The 20,348-nt window shown below is 71.7% G+C and carries 18 protein-coding genes; 8 read left to right on the top strand and 10 right to left on the bottom strand.

All coding sequences use genetic code 11. The annotated features are described in order from the left end of the window. Positions 1–202 precede the first annotated feature (202 nt). Both IEX49_RS07790 and IEX49_RS07785 read left to right on the top strand, forming a co-directional pair. Positions 203–1,738: a S1C family serine protease gene (locus IEX49_RS07790; RefSeq protein WP_188805613.1), complete on the top strand. Its 1,536-nt coding sequence runs from the start codon at positions 203–205 to the stop codon at positions 1,736–1,738. Between the two features lie 23 nt (positions 1,739–1,761). Continuing rightward, positions 1,762–2,652: a PIG-L deacetylase family protein gene (locus tag IEX49_RS07785; protein WP_229672401.1), complete on the top strand. Its 891-nt coding sequence runs from the start codon at positions 1,762–1,764 to the stop codon at positions 2,650–2,652. Between the two features lie 26 nt (positions 2,653–2,678). Here the strand turns inward: IEX49_RS07785 and IEX49_RS07780 are convergent, their stop codons facing one another. The 5 genes from IEX49_RS07780 to folP form a co-directional block, all read right to left on the bottom strand. Then, a complete protein-coding gene (locus tag IEX49_RS07780) occupies positions 2,679–4,241 on the bottom strand; it encodes an anti-sigma factor domain-containing protein (protein ID WP_188805612.1) in 1,563 nt (520 codons plus the stop codon). A 173-nt stretch (positions 4,242–4,414) separates the two neighbouring features. Next, complete coding sequence (locus IEX49_RS07775) at positions 4,415–4,870, bottom strand: tRNA (cytidine(34)-2'-O)-methyltransferase (protein WP_229672468.1); 456 nt, start codon at positions 4,868–4,870, stop codon at positions 4,415–4,417. 151 nt (positions 4,871–5,021) lie between these two features. Beyond that, entirely contained in the window at positions 5,022–6,035 is a 1,014-nt protein-coding gene (locus IEX49_RS07770; RefSeq protein ID WP_188805610.1) for a J domain-containing protein, read from the bottom strand. After that, entirely contained in the window at positions 6,032–6,829 is a 798-nt protein-coding gene (locus IEX49_RS07765; RefSeq protein ID WP_229672400.1) for a pyrimidine reductase family protein, read from the bottom strand. Before IEX49_RS07765 ends, IEX49_RS07770 begins: the two co-directional genes overlap by 4 nt. Further along, positions 6,826–7,827 (bottom strand): dihydropteroate synthase, encoded by a 1,002-nt coding sequence (gene folP / locus IEX49_RS07760; RefSeq protein ID WP_188805609.1) that lies wholly within the window; start codon positions 7,825–7,827, stop codon positions 6,826–6,828. Before folP ends, IEX49_RS07765 begins: the two co-directional genes overlap by 4 nt. Before the next feature lie 147 nt (positions 7,828–7,974). Here folP and IEX49_RS07755 point away from each other — a divergent pair, with 147 nt between their 5' ends. The 6 genes from IEX49_RS07755 to IEX49_RS07730 all read left to right on the top strand — a co-directional run bounded on the left by IEX49_RS07755 (position 7,975) and on the right by IEX49_RS07730 (position 14,275). After that, a complete protein-coding gene (locus IEX49_RS07755; protein WP_188805608.1) occupies positions 7,975–9,009 on the top strand; it encodes a hypothetical protein in 1,035 nt (344 codons plus the stop codon). Further along, on the top strand, positions 9,006–10,139 hold the full coding sequence (locus IEX49_RS07750; protein WP_188805607.1) for a diacylglycerol/lipid kinase family protein: 1,134 nt from the start codon (positions 9,006–9,008) through the stop codon (positions 10,137–10,139). Before IEX49_RS07755 ends, IEX49_RS07750 begins: the two co-directional genes overlap by 4 nt. Positions 10,140–10,156: 17 nt before the next feature. Further along, the gene (locus IEX49_RS07745) at positions 10,157–11,437 is read left to right on the top strand and encodes a cysteine desulfurase family protein (RefSeq protein WP_188805606.1); all 1,281 of its coding nucleotides are present in this window, start codon (positions 10,157–10,159) and stop codon (positions 11,435–11,437) included. Positions 11,438–11,492: 55 nt separating this feature from the next. Continuing rightward, a complete protein-coding gene (gene mnmA / locus IEX49_RS07740; RefSeq protein WP_188805605.1) occupies positions 11,493–12,641 on the top strand; it encodes a tRNA 2-thiouridine(34) synthase MnmA in 1,149 nt (382 codons plus the stop codon). Between the two features lie 102 nt (positions 12,642–12,743). Further along, positions 12,744–13,121, top strand: a complete 378-nt coding sequence (locus IEX49_RS07735; RefSeq protein ID WP_188805604.1) for a chorismate mutase — start codon at positions 12,744–12,746, stop codon at positions 13,119–13,121. Then, positions 13,121–14,275, top strand: coding sequence for a uroporphyrinogen decarboxylase/cobalamine-independent methonine synthase family protein (locus IEX49_RS07730; RefSeq protein WP_188805603.1), 1,155 nt, complete (start codon positions 13,121–13,123; stop codon positions 14,273–14,275). The genes IEX49_RS07735 and IEX49_RS07730 overlap by 1 nt, the downstream gene beginning before the upstream one ends. 103 nt (positions 14,276–14,378) lie before the next feature. Here IEX49_RS07730 and IEX49_RS07725 read toward each other — a convergent pair whose 3' ends face one another. The 5 genes from IEX49_RS07725 to IEX49_RS07705 form a co-directional block, all read right to left on the bottom strand. Next, complete coding sequence (locus IEX49_RS07725) at positions 14,379–15,689, bottom strand: DUF58 domain-containing protein (protein WP_188805602.1); 1,311 nt, start codon at positions 15,687–15,689, stop codon at positions 14,379–14,381. A 103-nt stretch (positions 15,690–15,792) separates the two neighbouring features. Continuing rightward, a complete protein-coding gene (locus tag IEX49_RS07720) occupies positions 15,793–16,833 on the bottom strand; it encodes an AAA family ATPase (protein ID WP_188805601.1) in 1,041 nt (346 codons plus the stop codon). Next, on the bottom strand, positions 16,830–18,164 hold the full coding sequence (locus tag IEX49_RS07715) for a DUF4350 domain-containing protein (protein ID WP_188805600.1): 1,335 nt from the start codon (positions 18,162–18,164) through the stop codon (positions 16,830–16,832). Before IEX49_RS07715 ends, IEX49_RS07720 begins: the two co-directional genes overlap by 4 nt. Continuing rightward, a complete protein-coding gene (locus IEX49_RS07710; RefSeq protein ID WP_188805599.1) occupies positions 18,161–18,847 on the bottom strand; it encodes a DUF4129 domain-containing protein in 687 nt (228 codons plus the stop codon). The genes IEX49_RS07715 and IEX49_RS07710 overlap by 4 nt, the downstream gene beginning before the upstream one ends. Before the next feature lie 30 nt (positions 18,848–18,877). Continuing rightward, a complete protein-coding gene (locus tag IEX49_RS07705) occupies positions 18,878–20,269 on the bottom strand; it encodes a DUF7847 domain-containing protein (protein WP_188805598.1) in 1,392 nt (463 codons plus the stop codon). Between the last annotated feature and the right edge of the window lie 79 nt (positions 20,270–20,348).

The raw sequence follows: 20,348 nt of genomic DNA, 5'->3' as shown, positions 1-20,348 counted from the left end.
GGGCGAGTCCGGACGTTCGCCATGAAGACATGTGCGCCGTCGGCGAACCGTCGAGCGTGCGTTCAGGTTTCGTCCAGCGAACATAATCCCCGTAGACAGGATGAAGCGGCAGGATAGACGGTGCGGTGCGGCCCGAGCGGCCAGACCGATCACGACGACGGACCTCCCACAGCGGGTGAGCCGGCAGGAAAGGACCACGATCATGAACGAAGCGGACCACAACGGCACCGAGGGTACCGGCGGACAGCACGGGGAGACGCCTTCCGTCCCGCCGCGTCCTGAGACCCCGCCGACGTCCGCCCGATCGTCCGAGCCGCTCTCAGCCAGCAGAGAGCCCTACCCCCGCTGGAACGAGACCCAATCCCTGCCCCGCACCGCTGCCGCGGAGCCGGCCATGGATGCGCCGGAACCGGGCGCACCCGTCTCGGACCCTTCCCACCAGGCACATCATCACGACGCCGGCCCTGCGAGGAAGCGCCGCACCGTCGGCGTCGGTGCCCTCGTCGCCGGCATGTTGGTGGCCGGGCTGGCCGGTGGCGGCGTGGCCGTCGGGGTCAACGCGGCCACGGATGACAACACCGGCTCGGCCGGCACGGGCTCCGTCCAGGAACAGGGCCACGGCCTGGACATCAACCGTTCGGAGGATGCCACCGCCGTCACGGCCGCGGCTGCCAAGGCGGCCCCGTCCGTGGTCACCCTCTCCGTCTCGGCTGGTCAGGCCTCCGGGTCAGGTTCTGGTGTCATCCTCGACAACGAGGGGCACATCCTCACCAACACCCACGTGGTGACGCTGGGTGGCCAGGCCGGAGACGCCGACATCACCGTCCAGACCGCCGATGGGGCCGTGCACACGGCCAGCATCGTCGGGACGGACCCGGAGTCCGACCTCGCCGTCGTCAAGATCGAGGCCGAGGGGCTCACACCCATCGAGACGGGGCAGTCCTCCGAGTTGAACGTGGGCGATTCCGCCATCGCCATCGGTGCCCCCCTGGGACTCTCCGGCACCGTCACGGATGGGATCGTCTCCAAGCTGAACCGCACGATCTCCGTGTCCTCCTCGGCCGTGCCGGAGGACAGCGGGGAGGGCGGCAGCCAGGACGCTCCCGAGTTCGAGATCCCCGGTTTCCCCGCCCCCGAGCAGCAGCAAGCCCAGGGATCGATCTACATCAATGTCATCCAGACCGACGCCGCCATCAACCCCGGCAACTCGGGTGGCGCGCTCGTGGACGCCCAGGGCCGGCTGATCGGCGTCAACGTGGCGATCGCCTCCGCTGCGGGGTCCTCCGGCTCGGACTCCTCCGGCAACATCGGCGTGGGCTTCTCCATCCCCGTCGACTATGCCCAGCGCGTGGCTCAGGACATCATCGAGAACGGAGAGGCCACCCACGGCTTCCTCGGCGTCTCCGTGACGCCCCAGCCCGCCACCCCGGCCGGGTCCGAGCCGGAGGCCGAGGCCAGCGGCGCCAGCACCCGTGAGCAGAATGCCCTGGCCTCCGGCGGATTCAGCGCCGGAGCCCGCGTGGTCGAGGTGGTTCCGGACACGCCGGCCGCCGAAGCCGGGATCGAGGAGGGTGACGTCATCACCGGCGTCGGAGACCGGTCCGTCGCGGACAGCGAGTCGCTGACCGCCGTGGTGCGTGAGTATCCCGAGGGCGGAACGGCCACGGTGCACTTCACCAGGGACGGCGAAGAGCAGTCCGCAGAGGTCACGTTCGTCTCGGATGCGGATCAGGGCTAGCGACAGCAGGCACCATGGAGGACATGACGCCGCAGACGATGCCTCTCAAGACGCCCGCCGAACTGGCTGCCGACCACGGATGGAAGAGGGTCCTGGCCTTCGGTGCCCACCCGGACGACCTCGACTTCGGAGCCGCCGCGACGGTCGCCGGGCTGACGCGGGCCGGCGTCGAGGTGACCTATGTGGTCATGACGGACGGGGACGCGGGCGGCTTCGAGGCCGAGAACCAGCACACCATGACGGAGCGACGGCACCGGGAACAACGGGAGGCCGCTGCCCATCTGGGCGTGCGGGACGTGGAGTACCTGGGGGAGCGGGACGGCTACCTGGAACCCTCGCACACCGTGATGGCCAAGGTGGTGGAGGCGATGCGCCGCCACCGGCCGGACGCCGTGTTCACCATGTCCCCCGAACGGGACTGGGACCGCCTGCAGCGGTCCCATCCGGACCACCTCGCCGCCGGTGAGGCGGTCGTCCGCGCGAGCTACCCGGCGGTGGAGAACCCCTTCGCCTATCCGGAACTGGCCGCGCGGGGGCTGGAGGCATTCCACCTGAAGTGGCTCGTGGTGTACTGCCACCCCGCGGCCCGGTCCAACCTCGCCGTGGACGTGACCGGGTTCGAACAGGACAAGCTCGCCGCCCTGCGCTTCCATGCCTCGCAGCACCCGGACGTGGCAGCGATGGAGGCCTTCGTCCTGAACGGCATGGAGCAGCTGCACCGGGACTGGGTCGCCGCAGCGGACCCACCTGCCGCTGCCGGAACGGGGGACTCGAGCGTCCCTGCCGAGACCGTGTCCGTGCCGGATCACCCCGCCTCGACCACCACTGCCGTCTCGGCCGACGGTCACCGCCGGTTCGTGGAGACCTTCCAGCTGGTCAGCGTCAACGACCCCACCACGATCAGCGGGTTCTAGGCGAGGGGTAGCCCTCGTCGCCCTCGTCAGCCCTCGTCGCCCTCCTCGGACGGCGCCGGGGTGCTGTTCGGGTGACCGCCGTAGATCGGCCCCTGGGTCACCTGGTGGACGAGGTCGACGTTGCCCAGCGAGGCCGACGTCGGGGTCTCCGAGCCGCCTTCCGGCTCGATGGTGACCACCAGTTCGCGGAACCGTTCGACGCCGCGGAAGGTGACCGGGTCCTGGAGGTCTTCGAGCGTGTGGGTGCCCAGGCTGTGGGGGGCCGAGCCGTCGGTGGGGAACAGCCACAACTGGAACACGTTGCCCTCGCCCGGGGACGGCATGCCGGCGAAGGTCACATACGCGAGGTCCTGGTCCTTGGAGATATGCCCCTGCATGGAACCGCCGTCCGTGAGCGAGACCTGCCGGGTGGTGAAGGAATCCTCGGCGCGGTCCACCGCCGAGACGATGTCCGGCCCCACGATCAGCCGCACGATGGTCCAGACGCCCAGGACCAGGATCAGCAGCCCGGCGACCACGAGCATCCACTTCTTCACAGGGCGCTTGCCCGTCCCCCCATGGTCCGGTGACTCGGAGGGTCCCAGTCCGTCCACGAGTCCCATGCCGACGTCCTGCGCCGGCAGCCGGTGCAGCAGCTCGTCGAGCAGTTCCGAAGGCGGTTCGTGCGCCAGTCCGCGGAACGCCCACGTGACGGTGCGGCGGGCTCCCTCGATCCGGGCACGCCACAAGGTCGTGAACTCGGGGCCCTGGCGGGACAGGAAGCGGTCCAGCTCCTCGCGTTCGGGACCGGCCACGGCATCGAGGGCCACCAGGTCGGCCCACTCCTTGGCCAGGCCGTTCTCCAGGTCCTGGCTCAGGTTCAGGGTGAAGTTGCGCGTGGTGCCGGTGCGGGCAGCGATCTCCGGGGTGACTGCACGGTGCAGCACCGGATCGTCCTCACCGGACCGCCCGAGAAACTTCTCCTGATAGCGCTTGGAGACGCGCTGGACGGCGTCCCGCAGCCGGGACTTCACGGTGGGCACGGCGATGCCGAGTTCCTCCGCCACCTGGCGGTAGGTCCGGCCCCCGGCCCAGGCCAGGTCCAGCGCCTGGAACTGGGCCGGGGTCAGCACGGACAGCACCGTCGTGGGCTGGCGGTGGCCGCCCTCGGCAGCGCCGGCGCCGTCCGGCAGCAGCCCCGCACCGTACTCCGGCAGGGAATCCTCGCGCAACAACCGCGTCATGGTCTCGTGCGCCAGGACCTCGAGCCAGCACAGGACCGAGCGGTGGCGGGCGCGGACGGAGTCATCGTCGAACCGCTCGTGCGGGGCGGCGTCCCAGACCCGGACATAGGTCAGCACCGTGGCCTCGTCGGCGTCGGCCTCGGAGGCGAAGATGGAGGACGCCAGCCCGTAGACCCAGGGGGCGGTGGCATCGTAGAACGCCGAGAAGGACGCCTGGTCGCCCTCGCCGGCCAGTCGCAGCAGGTCATCGAGGCCGGGGAGGCCGAGGTCCGTCGCCGCGGGCGACGACGCCGAGGTCGCCGCCGGGACAGCCTCGTCTTCCGGGGCGGTCGGGCGATCGGGGAGACCGGGAGCGTTCTTCTTCATGGTGCTTCAAGCATAGGAACGCCGACCCACACCGCCTTGATGCCACGCGGACCGTGACCGGTCTGCAATGCAGGGATCAGCACGAACCAGCACGAATCCGCAGGGATCAGCAGGGATCCGCGGGAACCAGCGAAGGCCAGCAGGGAAACCGTGCGGGGGTGGTGGCTCAAGCCTCAGGCGGAGCCGGCGAAACCGTGCTGGCGCCAGGCCTCATAGACCGCGATCGAGGCGGAGTTGGCCAGGTTCAGGGACCGCCGGGAGGGCTGCATCGGCAGCCGCACGCGGGTGGTGACCCGAGGATCGCTCAGGACCTCGTCCGGCAGGCCCGTGGACTCGCGGCCGAACATCAGGACGTCACCGGGACCGTAGTCGAGGTCCGTGAACAGGCGTTCGCCACCGGACGTGAAGGCGAAGACCCGGGCCGGCAACAGGGCCTCCAGCGCAGCGTCCAGGTCCGGGTGCACGGTCATCACGGCAAGGTCGTGGTAGTCCAGGCCGGCGCGGCGGAGCTTGGCGTCGGAGAAGTCGAAGCCAACCGGTTCCACCAGGTGGAGCTCGGCCCCGGTGATGGCCGCCAGTCGGATCACGTTGCCGGTGTTGCCCGGAATCTCGGGGGAGTGCAAGAGGATTCTGAACCCCGGGGTGCCGGGGGCCGGGTCCCTCGGGGCCTCGAGGTGCGGGTTGGTCGGAACAGCGTCAGGCGTCGAGGTCCGGCGGAGGACGGGATCGGGGAAGTCGGAAGGCACCCGGCCATAGTAGTGGGGCCGCGTACTCGACGGCTCAGTACATCGCGCCGAGCAGCCGGGCCAGGAGCCGGCGGTCCACGGTGCCGGACAGCGGGCCGGTGCCGAGGAACATCTTCACGTCGCGGCTGAACTGCAGCGCGTTGGCCGGCGGGTCCGTGAGGAACCCCGCATCGGAGTCCAGCACCGAGCGGGTGCGCTCCAGTTGGATGACGGGGGCGTGCGGATTCTCGTCGGGGCCGAGGACCAGGATGAACCCCCCGACACTGCAGTCCGGAAAGGCCCGCTGGAGGGCGACCATCGCCGGGGCCAGGGACGGCGGTGAGAGGCGCCGGTCACCGCGCCACATCTCCGCCCCGTCCCACCGGTAGACCCCTTCGGGGACCTGCATCGATCCGATCACCGCCAGCCGGTCCCCGCACAGCACCACGTGATCAATGGCCCCCGAGTTGAGCCGTCCGAAGGTCAGGTGCAGGCCGGTCACGAGGCGGCTGGCCGGCAGCGATCCGAGCACGTGGTTCTGCAGCGTGCGGATGGTGCGGGCCTCGCGCACGAGCCGGTGGCCGGCCGGCAGGATGCCGCGCTTGCGGGGTGCCCCGTGGATCTGCTGGGAGCTGCGGGCCAGGTCCAGCACCATCTCATCTTCCAGCGGCGGCACATAGGTGATGGTCCCGGCACCATTGCGGTCACCTTCACTGCCCCTGCTCGTGGATCGGCCGCGCCCGGACCGGGTGGAGAAGGCGGGGCCCGACGCCGGCCCGGCTGTCCGCGTTCCCGCGCCGGATCGCGGTGGAACGGTGGACCCGGGCCGGCCGTGCGACGACCCGCCTCCGGCGCTGAAGCCGCGATCGTACTCGCGCCGGGACTCAGGGGTGCCGACCAGTTCCCAGGCGTAGCTGACCAGACGGAACTCTGCTGCGTCCCCGCCGTAGTCCGGATGGGTGCGGCGGGCCGCGCGCCGCCAGGCGGACTTGAGGGTGGCGGTGTCCGCGTCGAAGGGGACGCTGAGGACCTCGTACGCCGAGCGGCCACCGAAATCGGCGGGAGTCACGGTGCCGTCACCCGGTACCGCAGGAACAACGCCCCGTCCTCCTCGAGCAGGCCCACCAGGTCCATTCCGGAGGGGCTGGCCAGGTCCGCGTCCCCGATGATCCGGCCGCCCGCACCACCGGCGAGCAGCGGCGAGAGGGACAGGCACAACTCATCGGCCAACCCGGCGGCCGTGAAGGCTCCGAGCAGCGTGGGCCCGCCCTCCGAGTGCACGAGCCGATGGCCGCGTTCGGCCAGCACAGCGCGGATCCGGGCCGGCTCCGCCTGATCCGTCCCGCAGTCCACGACGTCGGCGACCTCGCCGAGCGCGGCCCGCCGGCCGGCGTCGGCCCCGGTGGTGGTGAGGAGCAGGGGCCGGACCGGTGCCGTGGTGAAGAAGGTGCTCTCCGGGTCCAGTTCGAGGGATCCGGAGACCAGGGCGACCGCAGGGTGGGAGGGCAGCCCGCGCGCCTCGCGCCAGGCCCGATCCTCCGCGGAGACCAGGTCGCCGCCGTAGCCCTCGGCGCGAACGGTCCCCGCCCCCACGAGGATGACGTCCGCAGGCCGGCGGAGCAGGGCGAAGAGCCGCTGGTCGGCCGGCGTGCCGAGACCGTCGGAGCGCCCGTGGACGGTGGCCGCGCCGTCGGCGGAGGACACGAAGTTGAAGCGCACCCACAGTCCGTCCCGCGAGAGGTCCCCGCGGCGCTGGTCCTGGCCGGGCGGGGCGTAGAACGCCACCAGGTCGTCGTCGGTCAGGTCCGCGGTGAGCATCGGACTGGCCAGGCCAGAGGCGTAGGGGTGGACGAGTGCTCTCATGGATTGACTCCTTCGGTCACGGGGGAGGCCGGTTCCAGTCCGTCCCAGTGGGCGGCATCCCCGGGGCCCCCAGAGCGGTCGGCTTCCCGGTTGAGTGCGTGCATGTTGTGCTCCAGGCGGTGCGGCTCGCGCCAGCCCATGATGGCCTCGGTCATCCGGATCGCCGAGATGGATGGCCTGACCTGGTGCATGCGCAGCACGCGGGCGCCGTTCAGGACGCAGACCTGGGCCGCCGCCAGGGACCCGGCCAGCCGTGCCGACTTGTGCTGGTCCAGGGTCTCGCCGATGAAATCCTTGTTGGACACCGCGGCCAGGGCCGGGAATCCGAGGGTGGCGAAGGCGTCGAAGCGCCGGGTGACCTCCAGGGAGTGCCGGGTGTTCTTGTTCAGGTCGTGGCCCGGGTCCACGATGATCTTCTCCTCCGGGACACCGAGGGAGAGGGCCAGATCGATCCGCCGCAGCAGGTACTCGCGGATCTCGGCCACGACATCGTCGTAGTGGGGCGACGGCACCGGGGTGCGCGGTGTGGCGAGGGAGTGGGTGATCACCAGGTGGGCGCCGCCGGCGGCCACCACCCGGCCGAGATCGTGATGGAACAGCCCGGTGGTGTCATTCACGACGTCGGCCCCGGCACCGATGGCTCGTTCGGCCACCAGCGGCTGGAAGGTGTCGGCGGAGAGGATCGCGGTGGCGGCGGGACCGCCGCCGGACCGCAGGGCGGCGATCACCGGCACCACGCGGTCGGCTTCCTCGGCCGGGGGCAGCTCCGGTCCGGGGGAGAAGGGGACCCCACCGACGTCGACCCAGTCCGCGCCGTCCTCGGCCGCCTGCCGGGCGGCACCGACCGCGGCGTCCAGAGTGAAGGTCGCGCCGTCGTCGTAGAAGGAGTCCGGGGTGCGGTTGACGACGGCCATGAGCAGGATGCGCGAGCGGAAGTCCACGGTGCGGTGCGCGAAGCGCTGGACCGGGTGTCTGAACTCCGGCTCGACCATGGGCATGGGCGGCGTTCTCCTCCGTGGCTGGTTGCGGCGCGGTCCGGTGCAGAGAACCGTCCGTGCCATTCTGGCAGGATACCGGTGGTGCCCGGGGAAACCGGCGGTCACGAAAGGACCTGAGGCCGATTCCGGGGTGGCACGATGAGGAACATGCACCGCAGACCACACCCCCGTCCCGATGCACCCGAACTCCCCGTCCTCGATCCGGCCGAGGGCGCCTGGGTGGCCGCCATGTTGGAAGCCGGGACCGAGGAGCTGGGCGCCGAGTCCTGGAACGGATACGTCGCCACGGTCGTCCCGGTGGGGAACCCTGTGCCGTACGAGGCCATCGCGCGGATCTGCCACCCGGTGCCGTGGCACCACCGGGATTGGGATGAGGGTGCCGCCGCCCGCCTGCGCGAGTTGGGCCTGGTGCCGGAGGACCATGCGGACTTCCGGGAGGGATCCTGGTCGGGGGACCGGACGCTCCATGCCTACGGCACCACGACCTGGAGCCAGGTCGCCGCGGACCGTGGCACCGTGTTCCACGCTGGTGCGCAGTGGGCGGACCTGGCCCGGGCGGGCGGGAACGACTCCGTGCCCTCCACCCGGGAGGCACATCTGGAGTACGGCCCGCCGGAACAGGGCCAGCTGTCCTCACGCGCCATGGCAACACTGGCGGAGGTGCTCCTGGAACACACCGAGACACCGCAGGACCTGGTGCTGGGTCTGTGGCCCGGCCGCGGCTGGATGGATGGTGGAAGTTCTCGGTTCGGCCCGGGCGTGCTGGAGGCCACCGGCGGGAGGGCGTCCTCCGTCCAGATGCCTCCGGCCTTCGGCCCGAGGACCACCCGAGCCATCCGCCGTGGCTCCGGGCTGCTGGAGGTCGGCGGCGGATTCCGGGAGTACCTGCTGCTGGCCGACGACGGCACGCGACTGCGCCACCCCCTCTGGGAGCGGGCCGCCCACCCGCTGTTGCCGGCGGCGGAGGCCACGGAGGAGCAGTCACCCAACCTCGCCTGGCCGCGGGACCGGGCCTGGACGCTCGCCAGTGAGATCGATTTCGACTCCACCCTGGTGGCCGGCTCCACCGAGCTGATCCGGGCCATCTGCACTCACCCCGGGCTGGAGGCCGCCGTGGTTCGGACGGAGACGGACCTCACCGCGTTCGCGGACACCGTCAACCACCGGGACCCCAGCGCATGAGCCGTCACCGCCTCCTGCTGTGCATCAATCCCGCCTCCGGGGCCGGCCGGGGTGCCGACGCGGGGGCCGAAGCCGCCGCCCGCCTGCGCAGCGGCGGGGCCGACGTCGAGATCCTGGCGGTACCGGGCGATGACGGGACACCGCCCGTCCGGCGCTACTCCGAGGCTCTTGCCGCGCGACTGGCGCGGACTGAGCAGGCGGCACCGGCCGCCATCGTGGTGGTAGGCGGGGACGGGATGCTGCACGCCACGGCGAACGTGCTGGCGGGTACCGGGATGCCGGTGGGGCTGGTCCCGGCCGGGACCGGAAACGACCTGGCCCGGGCGCTGGGGCTGGCGGACTGCGGGGTGGCGGGCGCCGTCGACCGGGTCCTCTCCGGCCTGGACCGGCCGCCGCGCTGCATCGACCTGGTCAGGGTGGACCTGGCACCGCTGCCGGCAGCGATGCCAGCGGGGCCGGACTTCACCGGGACCGTGGACGACCGTGCCGAGTCGGGTGCGCCGCCGGAGCACGTGCGCCGGTATGTGGTGTCCGGCGTGAACGTCGCGTTCGACGCCGCGGTGAATGCCACCGCCAACCGGATGCGCTGGCCGCGTGGCAGTCTGCGGTACGTGGTCGCGGTGCTCCTGGAGCTGCTCCGGTACCGGCCCGTGGACCTGAGGATCAGACTCGACGGACCGGATGAAGGGGACGGACCGGATGAAGTGGATAGGTGGGACGGCCGGTGTAGTCAGGACGGCCCGGTCCTGAACGGATCCACCTTCCTTCTGGCCGTGATGAACGGCCGGTTCATCGGGGGCGGCATGGAGGTCACCCCCGGAACGCGGATCGACGACGGCGTGCTGGAGGTCTTCCGCGTGACGCCCCTGAGCCCGGTGCGTTTCCTGCGGGTCTTCCCGAGGGTCTTCGCCGGACGCCACACGGACCTGCCGGAGGTGGAGATCCGGGAGGCGAGCTCGGTGCGGATCGAAAAGATGACCGCGGTGGAGGATCCGGTTCCGCGCGGCCAGCCGTCGAGGAGCGCTGCTCCGGTCCTGCATGGGGACGGTGAACCATTGGGGATGTTGCCGGCCACAGTCACGGTGGAGCGCGGCAAATTGGCCCTGCTGGATGATGGTCGCCGCCCCTGACTCCTACACTGGAGTGCATGACCACTTCCGCCTCCGGGGCCCGCGTCTACCTCGATCACGCCGCCACCACGGCACTCCGCCCGGTGGCGCTGGAGGCGTTCACGGCCAGCGCCCGGACGCTCGGGAACCAGTCCTCGCTGCACCAGTCCGGCCGCGGGGCCAAGCTCCGGGTCGAGACGGCGCGGGATGCGCTCGCGGCCACGCTGGGCGCCCACCCCAGCGAGGTCGTCTTCACCTCCGGAGGCACCGAGTCGGACAACCTGGCGCTCAAGGGGCTGTACTGGGCACGCCGGGACCGCGCCCGCGCGGCGGGGGCACCGGAGTGTCATCGCATCGTGCTCACGGGACTGGAACACCACGCAGTCCTGGACGCGGCCACGTGGCTGGAGACCCATGAGGGGGCCAGGCTGGACTTCGTCCCGGTCCACGCGGACGGGCGGGTGGACCTGGACGCCTGGCGGGCCGCACTGGCCCGGGACCCCGAGACCATCGCCGTGTCCACGCTGATGTGGGCCAACAATGAGATCGGCACCATCCAGCCGATCGCCGAGGTCGCCGCCCTGGCGGCGGAACACGGGGTGCCCTTCCACACCGACGCCGTTCAGGCGTTCGGCGCCGTGCCCCTCGACTTCCAGGCCTCCGGCGCCACCACGATGGCGGTGACCGGTCACAAGATCGGCGCGCCGGTCGGCGTCGGTGCTCTGCTGGTGCGGCGGGATGCAGCGCTCACGCCGGTGCTCCACGGCGGCGGACAGGAGCGTGACATCCGCTCCGGGACCATCCCGGCCGCCCTCATCGAGGCCTTCGCCGCCGCCGCCACCGAGGCCCACGCCCACCTGCCCGCCGAGCGGGAACGCATCGGTGGCCTGCGGAACCGGCTGATCGACGGGATCCGTGAGCTGGTGCCCGAGGCGCGGCTGACGGGCGCGGAGGACCTCGATCCGCTCACCGGGGAGAGGCTGCCGGCCGGCACCCGCCGTCTGCCGGGCAACGTCCACTTCGTCTTCCCGGGGTGCGAGGGTGACTCCATCCTGTTCGGCCTGGACATGGTCGGCGTGGAGGCCTCCACCGGTTCGGCCTGTTCGGCCGGGGTGCCCCGCCCCTCGCACGTGCTGCTCGCGCTGGGCACCGAGGAGGAGCTGGCCCGGTGTGTGCAGCGATTCAGCCTCGGGCATACATCGGGACCCGCCGACGTTGAGCAGGTGTTGTCCGTGTTGCCGGACGTCCATGCCTCGGCCCTGCGTGCCGGGCTGTCCGGGCATGACTCCAGGATCAAGACCGCGAACAGCCAGCGCTGACGGGAACCACCGCAGATCACCGCAGACAGCAGTACACCGAAGGGAAACCACGAACATGAAGGTCCTCGCCGCCATGAGCGGGGGAGTCGACTCCGCCGTTGCCGCCGCCCGCGCCGTGGACGCCGGCCACGAGGTGGTCGGGGTGCACCTCGCCCTGTCCCGCATGCCCGGAACCCTGCGCACCGGCTCCCGAGGCTGCTGCACCATCGAGGACTCCCGTGACGCCTGGCGGGCCTGCGAGAAGCTGGGCATCCCCTTCTACACGTGGGACTTCTCCGAGCGGTTCAAGGAGGACGTGGTGGACGACTTCGTGGCCGAGTATGCCGCGGGCCGCACCCCGAACCCGTGCATGCGCTGCAACGAGCGGATCAAGTTCGCGGCGCTCCTGGAGAAGGCACTCGCCCTGGGCTTCGATGCCGTGTGCACCGGTCACTACGCGACCGTCCTCCGCAACGGGTCCGGCAGCCTCGAACTGCACCGCGCCGCCGACTGGGCCAAGGACCAGTCCTACGTCCTCGGCGTGCTCACCGCCGAACAGCTCGAGCACTCCATGTTCCCGCTCGCCGAGACCCCGTCCAAGGACCTGGTCCGGGCGGAGGCCGCCGAGCGCGGACTCTCGGTGGCCGCCAAGCCGGACTCCCATGACATCTGCTTCATCCCGGACGGGGACACCCGGGGATGGCTGAACGAGCGCATCGAGATGACCGAGGGGGACATCCTGGACACGGAGGGCAACCGCCTCGGCTCCCACCCCGGCGCGCAGGCCTTCACCGTGGGCCAGCGCAAGGGGCTGAGCATCGGCCGTCCCGCCCCGGACGGGCGGCCCCGCTTCGTCCTCGAGGTCCGTCCCAAGGACAACACCGTCGTCGTCGGGTCCAAGGAGATGCTCGCCGTGGACCGCGTCACGGGCATCCGCCCCTCGTGGGCCGGGGCGCCTCTGGCCGAGGAGGCGACCGGTGAGTGGTTCGACTGTCACCTGCAGGTGCGGGCGCACGGGGACCCCGTGCCCGCCCGTGCCCGGGTGGAGCGCCCCGGCCGCGCGGACGCTGCGCCTCAGGCCCACGACGCCGGCACCTGGGTCATCGAGCTCTTCGAACCACTCGCGGGGGTCGCACCCGGCCAGACGGCCGTGCTGTACCAGGGCACACGCGTGCTGGGCCAGTCGACGATCGACGCGGCCTTCAATGCCGCACGGGTGGCCTGAAGCCCCGCCCGCCGGCATTGGGGTGCTCCGGTTGATCGGTTCAGGGCCCGGGGGAGCAGTCACGTCGCCGGATTGAGTGCCGCACGACCGTAGGCTAGGGGGATGACTGATGACCCGGCCGCCGAGACCGGCCAGAACCCGGCCTCCGGATACGACCCGCACGCCTCATCGCTCCAGGGCGAGGCCGATCCGGCGGTGCTGGAGGAGCTGTATGCGATCCGCGGCAGCATCGACAACTTCGATGCCACCCTGGTCTACCTGCTGGCTGAACGCTTCAAGTGCACCCAGCGGGTCGGCCGGCTCAAGGCCGAACACTCCCTGCCACCCTCGGACCCGGGCCGTGAGGCTGCGCAGATCAAACGCCTGCGCACCCTGGCCGAGGACGCGGAGCTGGACCCGGCGTTCGCCGAGAAGTTCCTGAACTTCATCGTCTCCGAGGTCATCCAGCACCACCGCGCCATCGCCGCCGACCGCGCCTGATGCCTGCCGTTCGCGCCACCCTGCTCGGGGCCTGGACCGGGACTGACCCGGTATCCGCGTCCCGTGACCTCCTCAACTCCCTGGGTGCCCCGCACCTGCCCGTGCTGCCCGAGTTGCCCGCCCGGGGCCCCGGGTCGGATGCCATCGGCCGCACCGCCGCGCTTCTGGAGGAGCTCGCCGTCGACCTGCAGCCCCACGGCTGGAGGCTCGTTCCCGAACCCGGGATGGACCACCGCCGGGCGGTCTCGGCCCTGACCACGGATAGCCACGCCCTGACGGACGTCGCCGGGGAGTCCGGTATCGACGTGGAGGACCTGCTCGTCCGGGTCAGCGGTCCGCTGACGCTGGCCGCCGAGCTGTGGCTGCCCGGAGGCGAACGCTCCCTCTCGGACCACGGGGCCCGCCGGGACGTGGCCCAGTCGCTGGCCGCCGGCCTCGCCGCACACGTCCGGGCGATCCGGTCCCAGTCGGGTGCCGGACGGTTGACCGTCGTGCTGGACGAGCCCCGCGCCGCCGCCGTCCTCTCCGGTGCGCTGCCCACCGCCAGCGGCTACCGTACCGTCCGCTCCCTGCCCCGCTCCGAGGTCCGGGAAGCCTGGACCCTGGTCGCCCAGGCTGTGCTCGACGCCGGCGCCACCGGGATCGTCCTGGCCCCCGATCGCGCGGGCGCCGGGGAGGAGTGGGCCTGGGCAGACCTGGCACTGCTGGCCTCGGAAGCGCTTCTGTCTTCCACGCAAGTGCCGGATGAGGAACAGAGGACGGTCGCCCTGGCGCTTCCCCTGGTCCCCCTCGAGGGTCCGGGGTCGGACAGTTCACGTTGGGACATCGTCGCGGGCTGGACCGAGGCGGGCAGGGACATCGTGTTCCGTCTCCCGTCCGTGCAGACATCGCAGACATCGCAGGCATCACAGTCGACGAAGGCCGTGAAACCCCAACCCGCAGCCGGCAACGGACACCCGTACCGGGGCACCGGGGTCAGGATCGCCCGGACCTGGGAGCGGATCGGTCTGGACCCGGACCTGCTCGGACGGCTGGTCCTGGCCGCACCGGACCAGTCCGCGGCCACTCACCTCAGGGCCAACCAGACACTGGCCTCCGCCGTGGCCACGGCGGAGGAACTCGACCGGATCCGTCAGGACGGCGGCCTGGGCTAGCCGGCGCCCATCCACTCACCTTCTTGACTCTCAGTCGAGTTGGGGTGGGTGTTGAACCGAATGACCCACCCCAAGTCGACTGAAAACGTCGGTGTCTCAGGGGTCAGAGGCGGCCGGCGGCCTTGAGTCGCAGGTACGTGTCCGCCAGGGCCGGCGGCAGGCGGTGGGGTGCCTCGTCGACCACCTCGACGCCGTGCATCTCCAGCTCGCGCGCGGCGGCCCGCCGTTCCAGCCCCGCGCGTTCGGCGGCGGCCGCACGGAAGGTGGTCTCGGCGTCGTTGCGGGTGCGCGCCATCTCCGCCAGCTGGGGATCAGCCACCGAGGCGACCACCACCTGGTGCCGCGAGGTGAGGGCCGGCAGCACGGGGAGCAGCCCCTCCTGCAGGGACGCGGAGTCCAGGTCGGTCAGCAACACCACGAGGGAGCGCTGACGCGAGACCTTGGCGACCTCCACCGGGATGTGGGACCAGTCCGCGGCCAGCAGGGTCGGCTGAACCGGCGCCAGCGCCGTGACCATCCGGTGCAGCAGGTTGCCCTTCTCCGTGGAGGAGACCCGGGACCGGACGCGGCGGTCGAAGGCCAGCAGCTCCACGCGGTCGCCGCCGGCGGACGCCAGGGCGGCCAGCAGCAGGGAGGCCTCGATCCCGGTGTCCAGCTTCGGCTCGTCGTCCACCCGGGCCGCGGCCGTGCGGGAGGTGTCCAGCACGATCACCACCCGGCGGTCCCGTTCGGGGCGCCAGGTCCGCACCACCACGTCCTGGCGCCGGGCGGTGGCGCGCCAGTCGATGGAGCGGACGTCGTCCCCCCGCACGTAGTCGCGCAGGGAGTCGAACTCGGTGCCGCCGCCCCTGGTCTGCACGGCGGAACGCCCGTCCATCTCGCGCAGTCGGGCCAGCCGGGAGGGCAGATGCCGGCGCGAGTGGAACGGCGGAAGGATGCTGATCTGACCGGGGACCGGATGCGTCACCTGCCGGGCCGCGAGGCCCAACGGTCCCCAGGAGCGCACGGTGACCGAGGCGGTGCGCAGCGTCCCCCGGCGGCGCGGCAACAGGGTGGTGACCATCCGGCGTCGTTCACCGGCGGGTACGTCCAGCGCCACCGCCGCATCCGGGCGATCGGAGGGGGACACCTGACCCGCCGAGGGCTGCCAGGCATCCCGGAGCGAGCCGCGCAGCCGGCGCCGGTCCCGGTTGGACACCAGCACCGCATTGGCCACCGGCTCATCGAGACGGCTGGAGGCGGGCAACTCGCGCTCGAGCACCAGCGACCGGGGGGAGGCGGCCAGCGCGAGGTCGACGCCGGATACCAGGGCCAGCGCGAGCAGGCACCAGCCGATCGTGTCCAGCCCGGGGCGCAGCACCACCGGCAGCAGACACACCAGCGCCACCACGAGGAAACGGCCGGAGAAGACCATCAGCGCACCACCCTCAGCCCGCCGCCAGTCTCAACAGCATGTCTGGCATCACCAGCGCCGCCACCATCACCGGCATCACCACAGCATCGTTCCGTCACGGGGCTCAGCGCGGGACCGGAACGGTGGCGAGCAGGCCGGAGAGCACCTGGTCCGTGCTGACACCGTCCAGCTCGGCCTCCGGGCGCAGCGACACCCGGTGCCGCAGGCAGGGCAGGGCCATCGCCTGGACGTCGTCCGGGGTGGTGTAGTCCCGGCCGTTGAGCCAGGCCCACGCCTTGGCGGTCTGCAGCAGGGCGGTGGACCCGCGCGGGGAGACCCCCAGCTGGAACGAGGGCGAGACCCGGGTCGCGCGGGCCAGGTCCGTGATGTAGCCCAGTACTTCGGGCCCCGACTGAACGTTCCCGACGGCGGCCCGTGCCGCCTGGATCGTGGCGGCATCGGCCACGGCGGTGACCCCGGCGGAGGCCAGGTCCGAGGCGGAGAACCCCTCGGCATGGCGGCGCAGGATCTCCACCTCGTCCGCCCTCTCGGGCAGCTCGAGGGTGACCTTGAGCAGGAAACGGTCCAGCTGGGCCTCGGGCAGGGGGTACGTGCCCTCGTACTCGACCGGATTCTGGGTGGCGGCCACCATGAACGGGTCCGGCAGCGGCCGGGAGACCCCGTCCACGGAGACCTGGCCCTCGGCCATGGCCTCGAGCAGGGCCGCCTGTGTCTTGGGCGGCGTCCGGTTGATCTCGTCGGCCAGCAACAGGTGAGTGAACACCGGTCCCTCGCGGAACTCGAATTCTCCGGTCTGGGAGTCGTACACCAGCGAACCGGTGACGTCGCCGGGCATCAGGTCCGGGGTGAACTGGACGCGATGGGTGCCGAGGTCCAGGGCGGCGGACAGCGTCCGCACCAGCAGCGTCTTGGCGACGCCCGGCACGCCCTCCAGGAGCACGTGCCCCCTGCACAGCAGCCCGATCAGCAGTCCGGTGACCGCCGGCTGCTGCCCGACGACGGCGCGAGCCACCTCCTCACGGACGCGGCCGAAGGCGTGGCGCAACTCGTCATCGGTCCGGTGGGCTGACTGGACTGCCGGTGATGCCGAGGCTGTCGGAGCTGTCGGGGCCGCCGGTGAATGCTCGGGGTACGGGGTGGTCATGGTGTCCTTCCGTCGGAGTCTGATGACTGCTCTGCTGCGGCGTGGTCGGTGGTGAGGGCCTCATGCACGGCGTCCTCGAGGTCCAGGAGTGCCCGCCCTGCCGAGACGAGGTCGCGGGCCGTGGTCACGTGGCTGACGTCGAGGACGGCGGCCACCTGAAGAGGGTCCCGGCCGGTGGTGCGGGCCGCCGCTGTCACCACGGCTTCGACGGAGGCACCGTGGCCGAGGCGGAGCACCCGGGACAGCCGGAGAAGCGTGGCAGAGCGCAGCGCACGCGCCGCGGAACCGTGCTGGCCGGAGCGTTCGTACAGCCGAGCCCGGCCCACCGCGGTCTCCGAGGCCGGGACGATCACGGGCAGTGGCTCGACGGCCAGGGGCCCGTGCCGGCGCCCGCGCCACAGCATGAGCACTGCGAGGCAGAGGATGAGCCAGATCCCCGCCGGGCGGACCCAGTCGGGCAACAGCTGGTCCATGGTCGGCGGGCCCGGCTCGATCGCCACGTCGGCCAGGCCCGGCAGGTACCAGACCACGTCCGAGGACCGGCCCAGGGACCACAGGGCGAGCACGGGATGGCCTTCGGCGTCGGCCGACTCATTGGCGAACACTCCGACCTGACCGATCACCACGGTGCCGTCGGCCGTCTCCAGGACGGCGTGGGCCGGGTCCGTGGTGGAACCGGAGTCCGTTCCGGGGACGGGGAAGCAGGCCTGCGCCTCGGCGCTCCGGTAGGCGCGGCCCGATGCCTCGATCGACTGCGCCTCCCGGCCCATCGGCAGGCCGCAGCCCTCTCCGGAGGCCAAGGGGTCGCCGTCGGGCACCTGACCGGCCTGTGAGACTGCGGGTGCGAGGGCGCCGAGAGCCTGGAAGCCGGGCTCGACGAGCACCCTCCGCTCCGGGGCGACCTCCTCGGCGAGCCGGTCCAGGCCGGTCTCGGGAAGGTGGTCGGCGGCATCGTGGAACAGCACCGGGGCTTGCGGGTGCTCGTCCGCCAGGGCCAGGGCCTCCTCGAGGGACTCGGCGGGGTGCACGGTGATGCCCTGGGCCTGAAGGACGCGGACCACGGCCTGGCCGCCGTTCGGCGCGGGCGAGGACGGGGAGAGCTGGCGCGTGTCCGGGTTCTGGCGCAGCATCGAGGGCAGGGCCACGAGCAGCAGCAGGGCGGCCAGGACGAACCAGATCCAGGCCTTCCGCAGCCACCGGGACAGGGCCTGGCCGGTGCCCGGAACGGCGGGGCCCGGAGGGGTTGAGGCCGGCGAGGTGGAGCCCGCAGAGGGGGAGGCGGTCCGGTCGGATCGCTGGGTGGCGGCGGTCGGCGTGGCGCTCGTCGTCATCGTGGAGCCACCATCCTCCCGGCCGCTCCGGCACGATGCAGGGACCCGGGCGGCGTGGTGTCCAGCGGCATAGCGGCCAACCGGGCGTCGAGGTCACGGACGTCCGTGGCCCGGGCGGCCGTCGTCGGGCGATCGCCGTAGACCACGGCGTTGAAGGCGTCCGCGGCAGCCTCCAGGGCCTGGCGTTCCGTGGGAAAGGCCGTGCCGAGGCCATGGGCGGCCTCGGTGGCCGTGCGTCCGGGACGCGGATCCAGAACGGTGCGTTCCTCGGCGTGCCGCACCATGGCGCGGAACCAGGCGACGAGCGCCGGCCCATGGTCGCCGGCCGCGAAGGCCGCCTCGGCCATCCGGCGGTGCTGCTCTGGGGTGACCGTCCGGTCCGAGAGCACGGCGGCGGTGCGCCGGGCCCGGGCGGCGGCGTTGGCGCGGGGGCGCAGCAGCACCAGGACGACGACGGCCACGGCCACCAGGATGAGCGGCAGGACCCAGCCGGGCAGGGAGGGAGCGGCACCGCCGAGGGTGCCGAGCCACTCCAGGGCGGCGGACAGGACCCCGCCCAGCCATTCCAGGACCGGATTCGGCTCGGCCTGGGCGTACTCCGGCCGGGCCAGCTCCTCCTGGATCAGGCGTCGAGCCTCGTCCCGGTCCGGCTCCCAGCCGTCAGGGGTCACCGGTGCGGTCATCACCGTCATCTCAGGCCAGCGCAGCGCGGATCAGTGTCCGGCCGGGCCGGACGCGCCAGCGGGAGTGGACGGACCGGAGCGGTGGCGGCCGGGGACCAGCTGGTCGGTTCCGGTCGCCGCCTGCACATCCCGCACGGTGCTGAAGCGCTCATCGTCGCCTGCTCCGGCCTGCTCGGCAGCCGCGGCCAGGTCCAGGTCGAAGCTCTCGTGCCGGATCCGGTAGTCGATGTACAGCAGGGCGATCAGGCAGGAGCTGTAGACGAGGGCGAGGGCGTTGACCAGCGATGAGACGGCCACACTGAGGAGGGTCCACCATCGCGTGGAGTCCATCATCTCCTCCATCGAGGTCGTCGGGTCCAAGGGGGCGAACACACCGCCGATCATGGACAACGGCGTGGTGATGATCGAGGCGATGACGCCGACGATGACGGCCACGAGCAGGATGATGCCCAAGGTCCGCCACCAGTGGCCGCGGGTCAGGGACCAGGAGCGGCCCATGGCCTTGAACGGTCCCTTGAGCTCCACGGCAGAGGCAGCCGCGGCGAGCACCAGCTTGATGTAGAGCCAGACGGAGATGACGACCGACGCGACGGTCAGGACGAACAGCACGATGCCCATCAGGGCGGCCATGCCGCCGTCCTCGCTGACCGCCGCGATGACGAGTCCCACGAAGACACCGATGAACAGGACGAAGACGATGGCCCCGGCGACCAGGTAGACGAGCGCGAGGCCCATGAGCGACCAGATCTGACGGCCGGTCAGCTTCCAGGCCTGACCCAATGAGGTCTTGAGTCCCGCGGCCGAGCGGAGGACCACCACGGCCAGGACGCCATTGGCGATGATGCCGGCCAGCGCCGCGAGCAGGGCCCCCAGGAAGAGCAGGGCGATCGATCCGAACAATTGGCCGAAGACCGGGTTGGTGAGGGGGTCACCGAGGAAGGGGTCCTGGCCGCCCTCCTCCATGAGGATGATGCTGTAGGTGGCGTCGAAGAGCACGTTGGTGGCGAAGACGGACACGACGATCTCGATCAGGGCCACGATCAGCGCGGTGCCCAGGACAGCCGCCGCATTGCGGCGGATGGCGGCGAAGGAGCCGCTGAGCAGGTCGCCGAGCGCGAGGGGCGTCAGCGGGATGATGCCCGGCCGCCGTGACGGCGTCCCGTATCCGGGCTGTCCGCCGTAGGGGTTCTGCTGGCTCGCGGGCTGGCCGTAGGCGCCGTAGGGGGACTGGCCGTAGGGAGACTGACCATACGGGGACTGGCTGACCGCCGGACCGTAGGGCGACTGCCCCCAGGGCTGGTGCGCCGGCGGGGCCGGCTGCTGCGGCTGCTGAGGTTGCTGGGCTGGTTGCTGGTCCGACTGCTGCGGCTGCTGGGCTGGTTGCTGGTCCGGGCCCTGGCCCGGGACCTCGTTCTCGTTCATTGGAGGGTCCCCCTGATGGTCTTGCGGTCTCGGGCCGTCGGCGGGTGGATCCACCGATGTCAGTGCGGCGCGCCCACCT

The organism is Citricoccus zhacaiensis (assembly GCF_014645315.1).
Classification (GTDB): Bacteria; Actinomycetota; Actinomycetes; order Actinomycetales; family Micrococcaceae; genus Citricoccus; species Citricoccus zhacaiensis.
This window is presented reverse-complemented; position numbering and strand designations above follow the sequence as displayed.

What these genes read in the sequence shown, in the direction of transcription:
- IEX49_RS07790 (WP_188805613.1), top strand. Translation starts at nt 203, where the DNA reads ATGAACGAAGCGGACCACAACGGCACCGAGGGTACCGGCGGACAGCAC.
- IEX49_RS07785 (WP_229672401.1), top strand. Translation starts at nt 1,762, where the DNA reads ATGACGCCGCAGACGATGCCTCTCAAGACGCCCGCCGAACTGGCTGCC.
- IEX49_RS07780 (WP_188805612.1), bottom strand. Translation starts at nt 4,241, where the DNA reads ATGAAGAAGAACGCTCCCGGTCTCCCCGATCGCCCGACCGCCCCGGAA.
- IEX49_RS07765 (WP_229672400.1), bottom strand. Translation starts at nt 6,829, where the DNA reads ATGAGAGCACTCGTCCACCCCTACGCCTCTGGCCTGGCCAGTCCGATG.
- folP (WP_188805609.1), bottom strand. Translation starts at nt 7,827, where the DNA reads ATGCCCATGGTCGAGCCGGAGTTCAGACACCCGGTCCAGCGCTTCGCG.
- IEX49_RS07755 (WP_188805608.1), top strand. Translation starts at nt 7,975, where the DNA reads ATGCACCGCAGACCACACCCCCGTCCCGATGCACCCGAACTCCCCGTC.
- IEX49_RS07750 (WP_188805607.1), top strand. Translation starts at nt 9,006, where the DNA reads ATGAGCCGTCACCGCCTCCTGCTGTGCATCAATCCCGCCTCCGGGGCC.
- IEX49_RS07745 (WP_188805606.1), top strand. Translation starts at nt 10,157, where the DNA reads ATGACCACTTCCGCCTCCGGGGCCCGCGTCTACCTCGATCACGCCGCC.
- mnmA (WP_188805605.1), top strand. Translation starts at nt 11,493, where the DNA reads ATGAAGGTCCTCGCCGCCATGAGCGGGGGAGTCGACTCCGCCGTTGCC.
- IEX49_RS07735 (WP_188805604.1), top strand. Translation starts at nt 12,744, where the DNA reads ATGACTGATGACCCGGCCGCCGAGACCGGCCAGAACCCGGCCTCCGGA.
- IEX49_RS07730 (WP_188805603.1), top strand. Translation starts at nt 13,121, where the DNA reads ATGCCTGCCGTTCGCGCCACCCTGCTCGGGGCCTGGACCGGGACTGAC.
- IEX49_RS07725 (WP_188805602.1), bottom strand. Translation starts at nt 15,689, where the DNA reads ATGGTCTTCTCCGGCCGTTTCCTCGTGGTGGCGCTGGTGTGTCTGCTG.
- IEX49_RS07720 (WP_188805601.1), bottom strand. Translation starts at nt 16,833, where the DNA reads ATGACCACCCCGTACCCCGAGCATTCACCGGCGGCCCCGACAGCTCCG.
- IEX49_RS07715 (WP_188805600.1), bottom strand. Translation starts at nt 18,164, where the DNA reads ATGACGACGAGCGCCACGCCGACCGCCGCCACCCAGCGATCCGACCGG.
- IEX49_RS07710 (WP_188805599.1), bottom strand. Translation starts at nt 18,847, where the DNA reads ATGACCGCACCGGTGACCCCTGACGGCTGGGAGCCGGACCGGGACGAG.
- IEX49_RS07705 (WP_188805598.1), bottom strand. Translation starts at nt 20,269, where the DNA reads ATGAACGAGAACGAGGTCCCGGGCCAGGGCCCGGACCAGCAACCAGCC.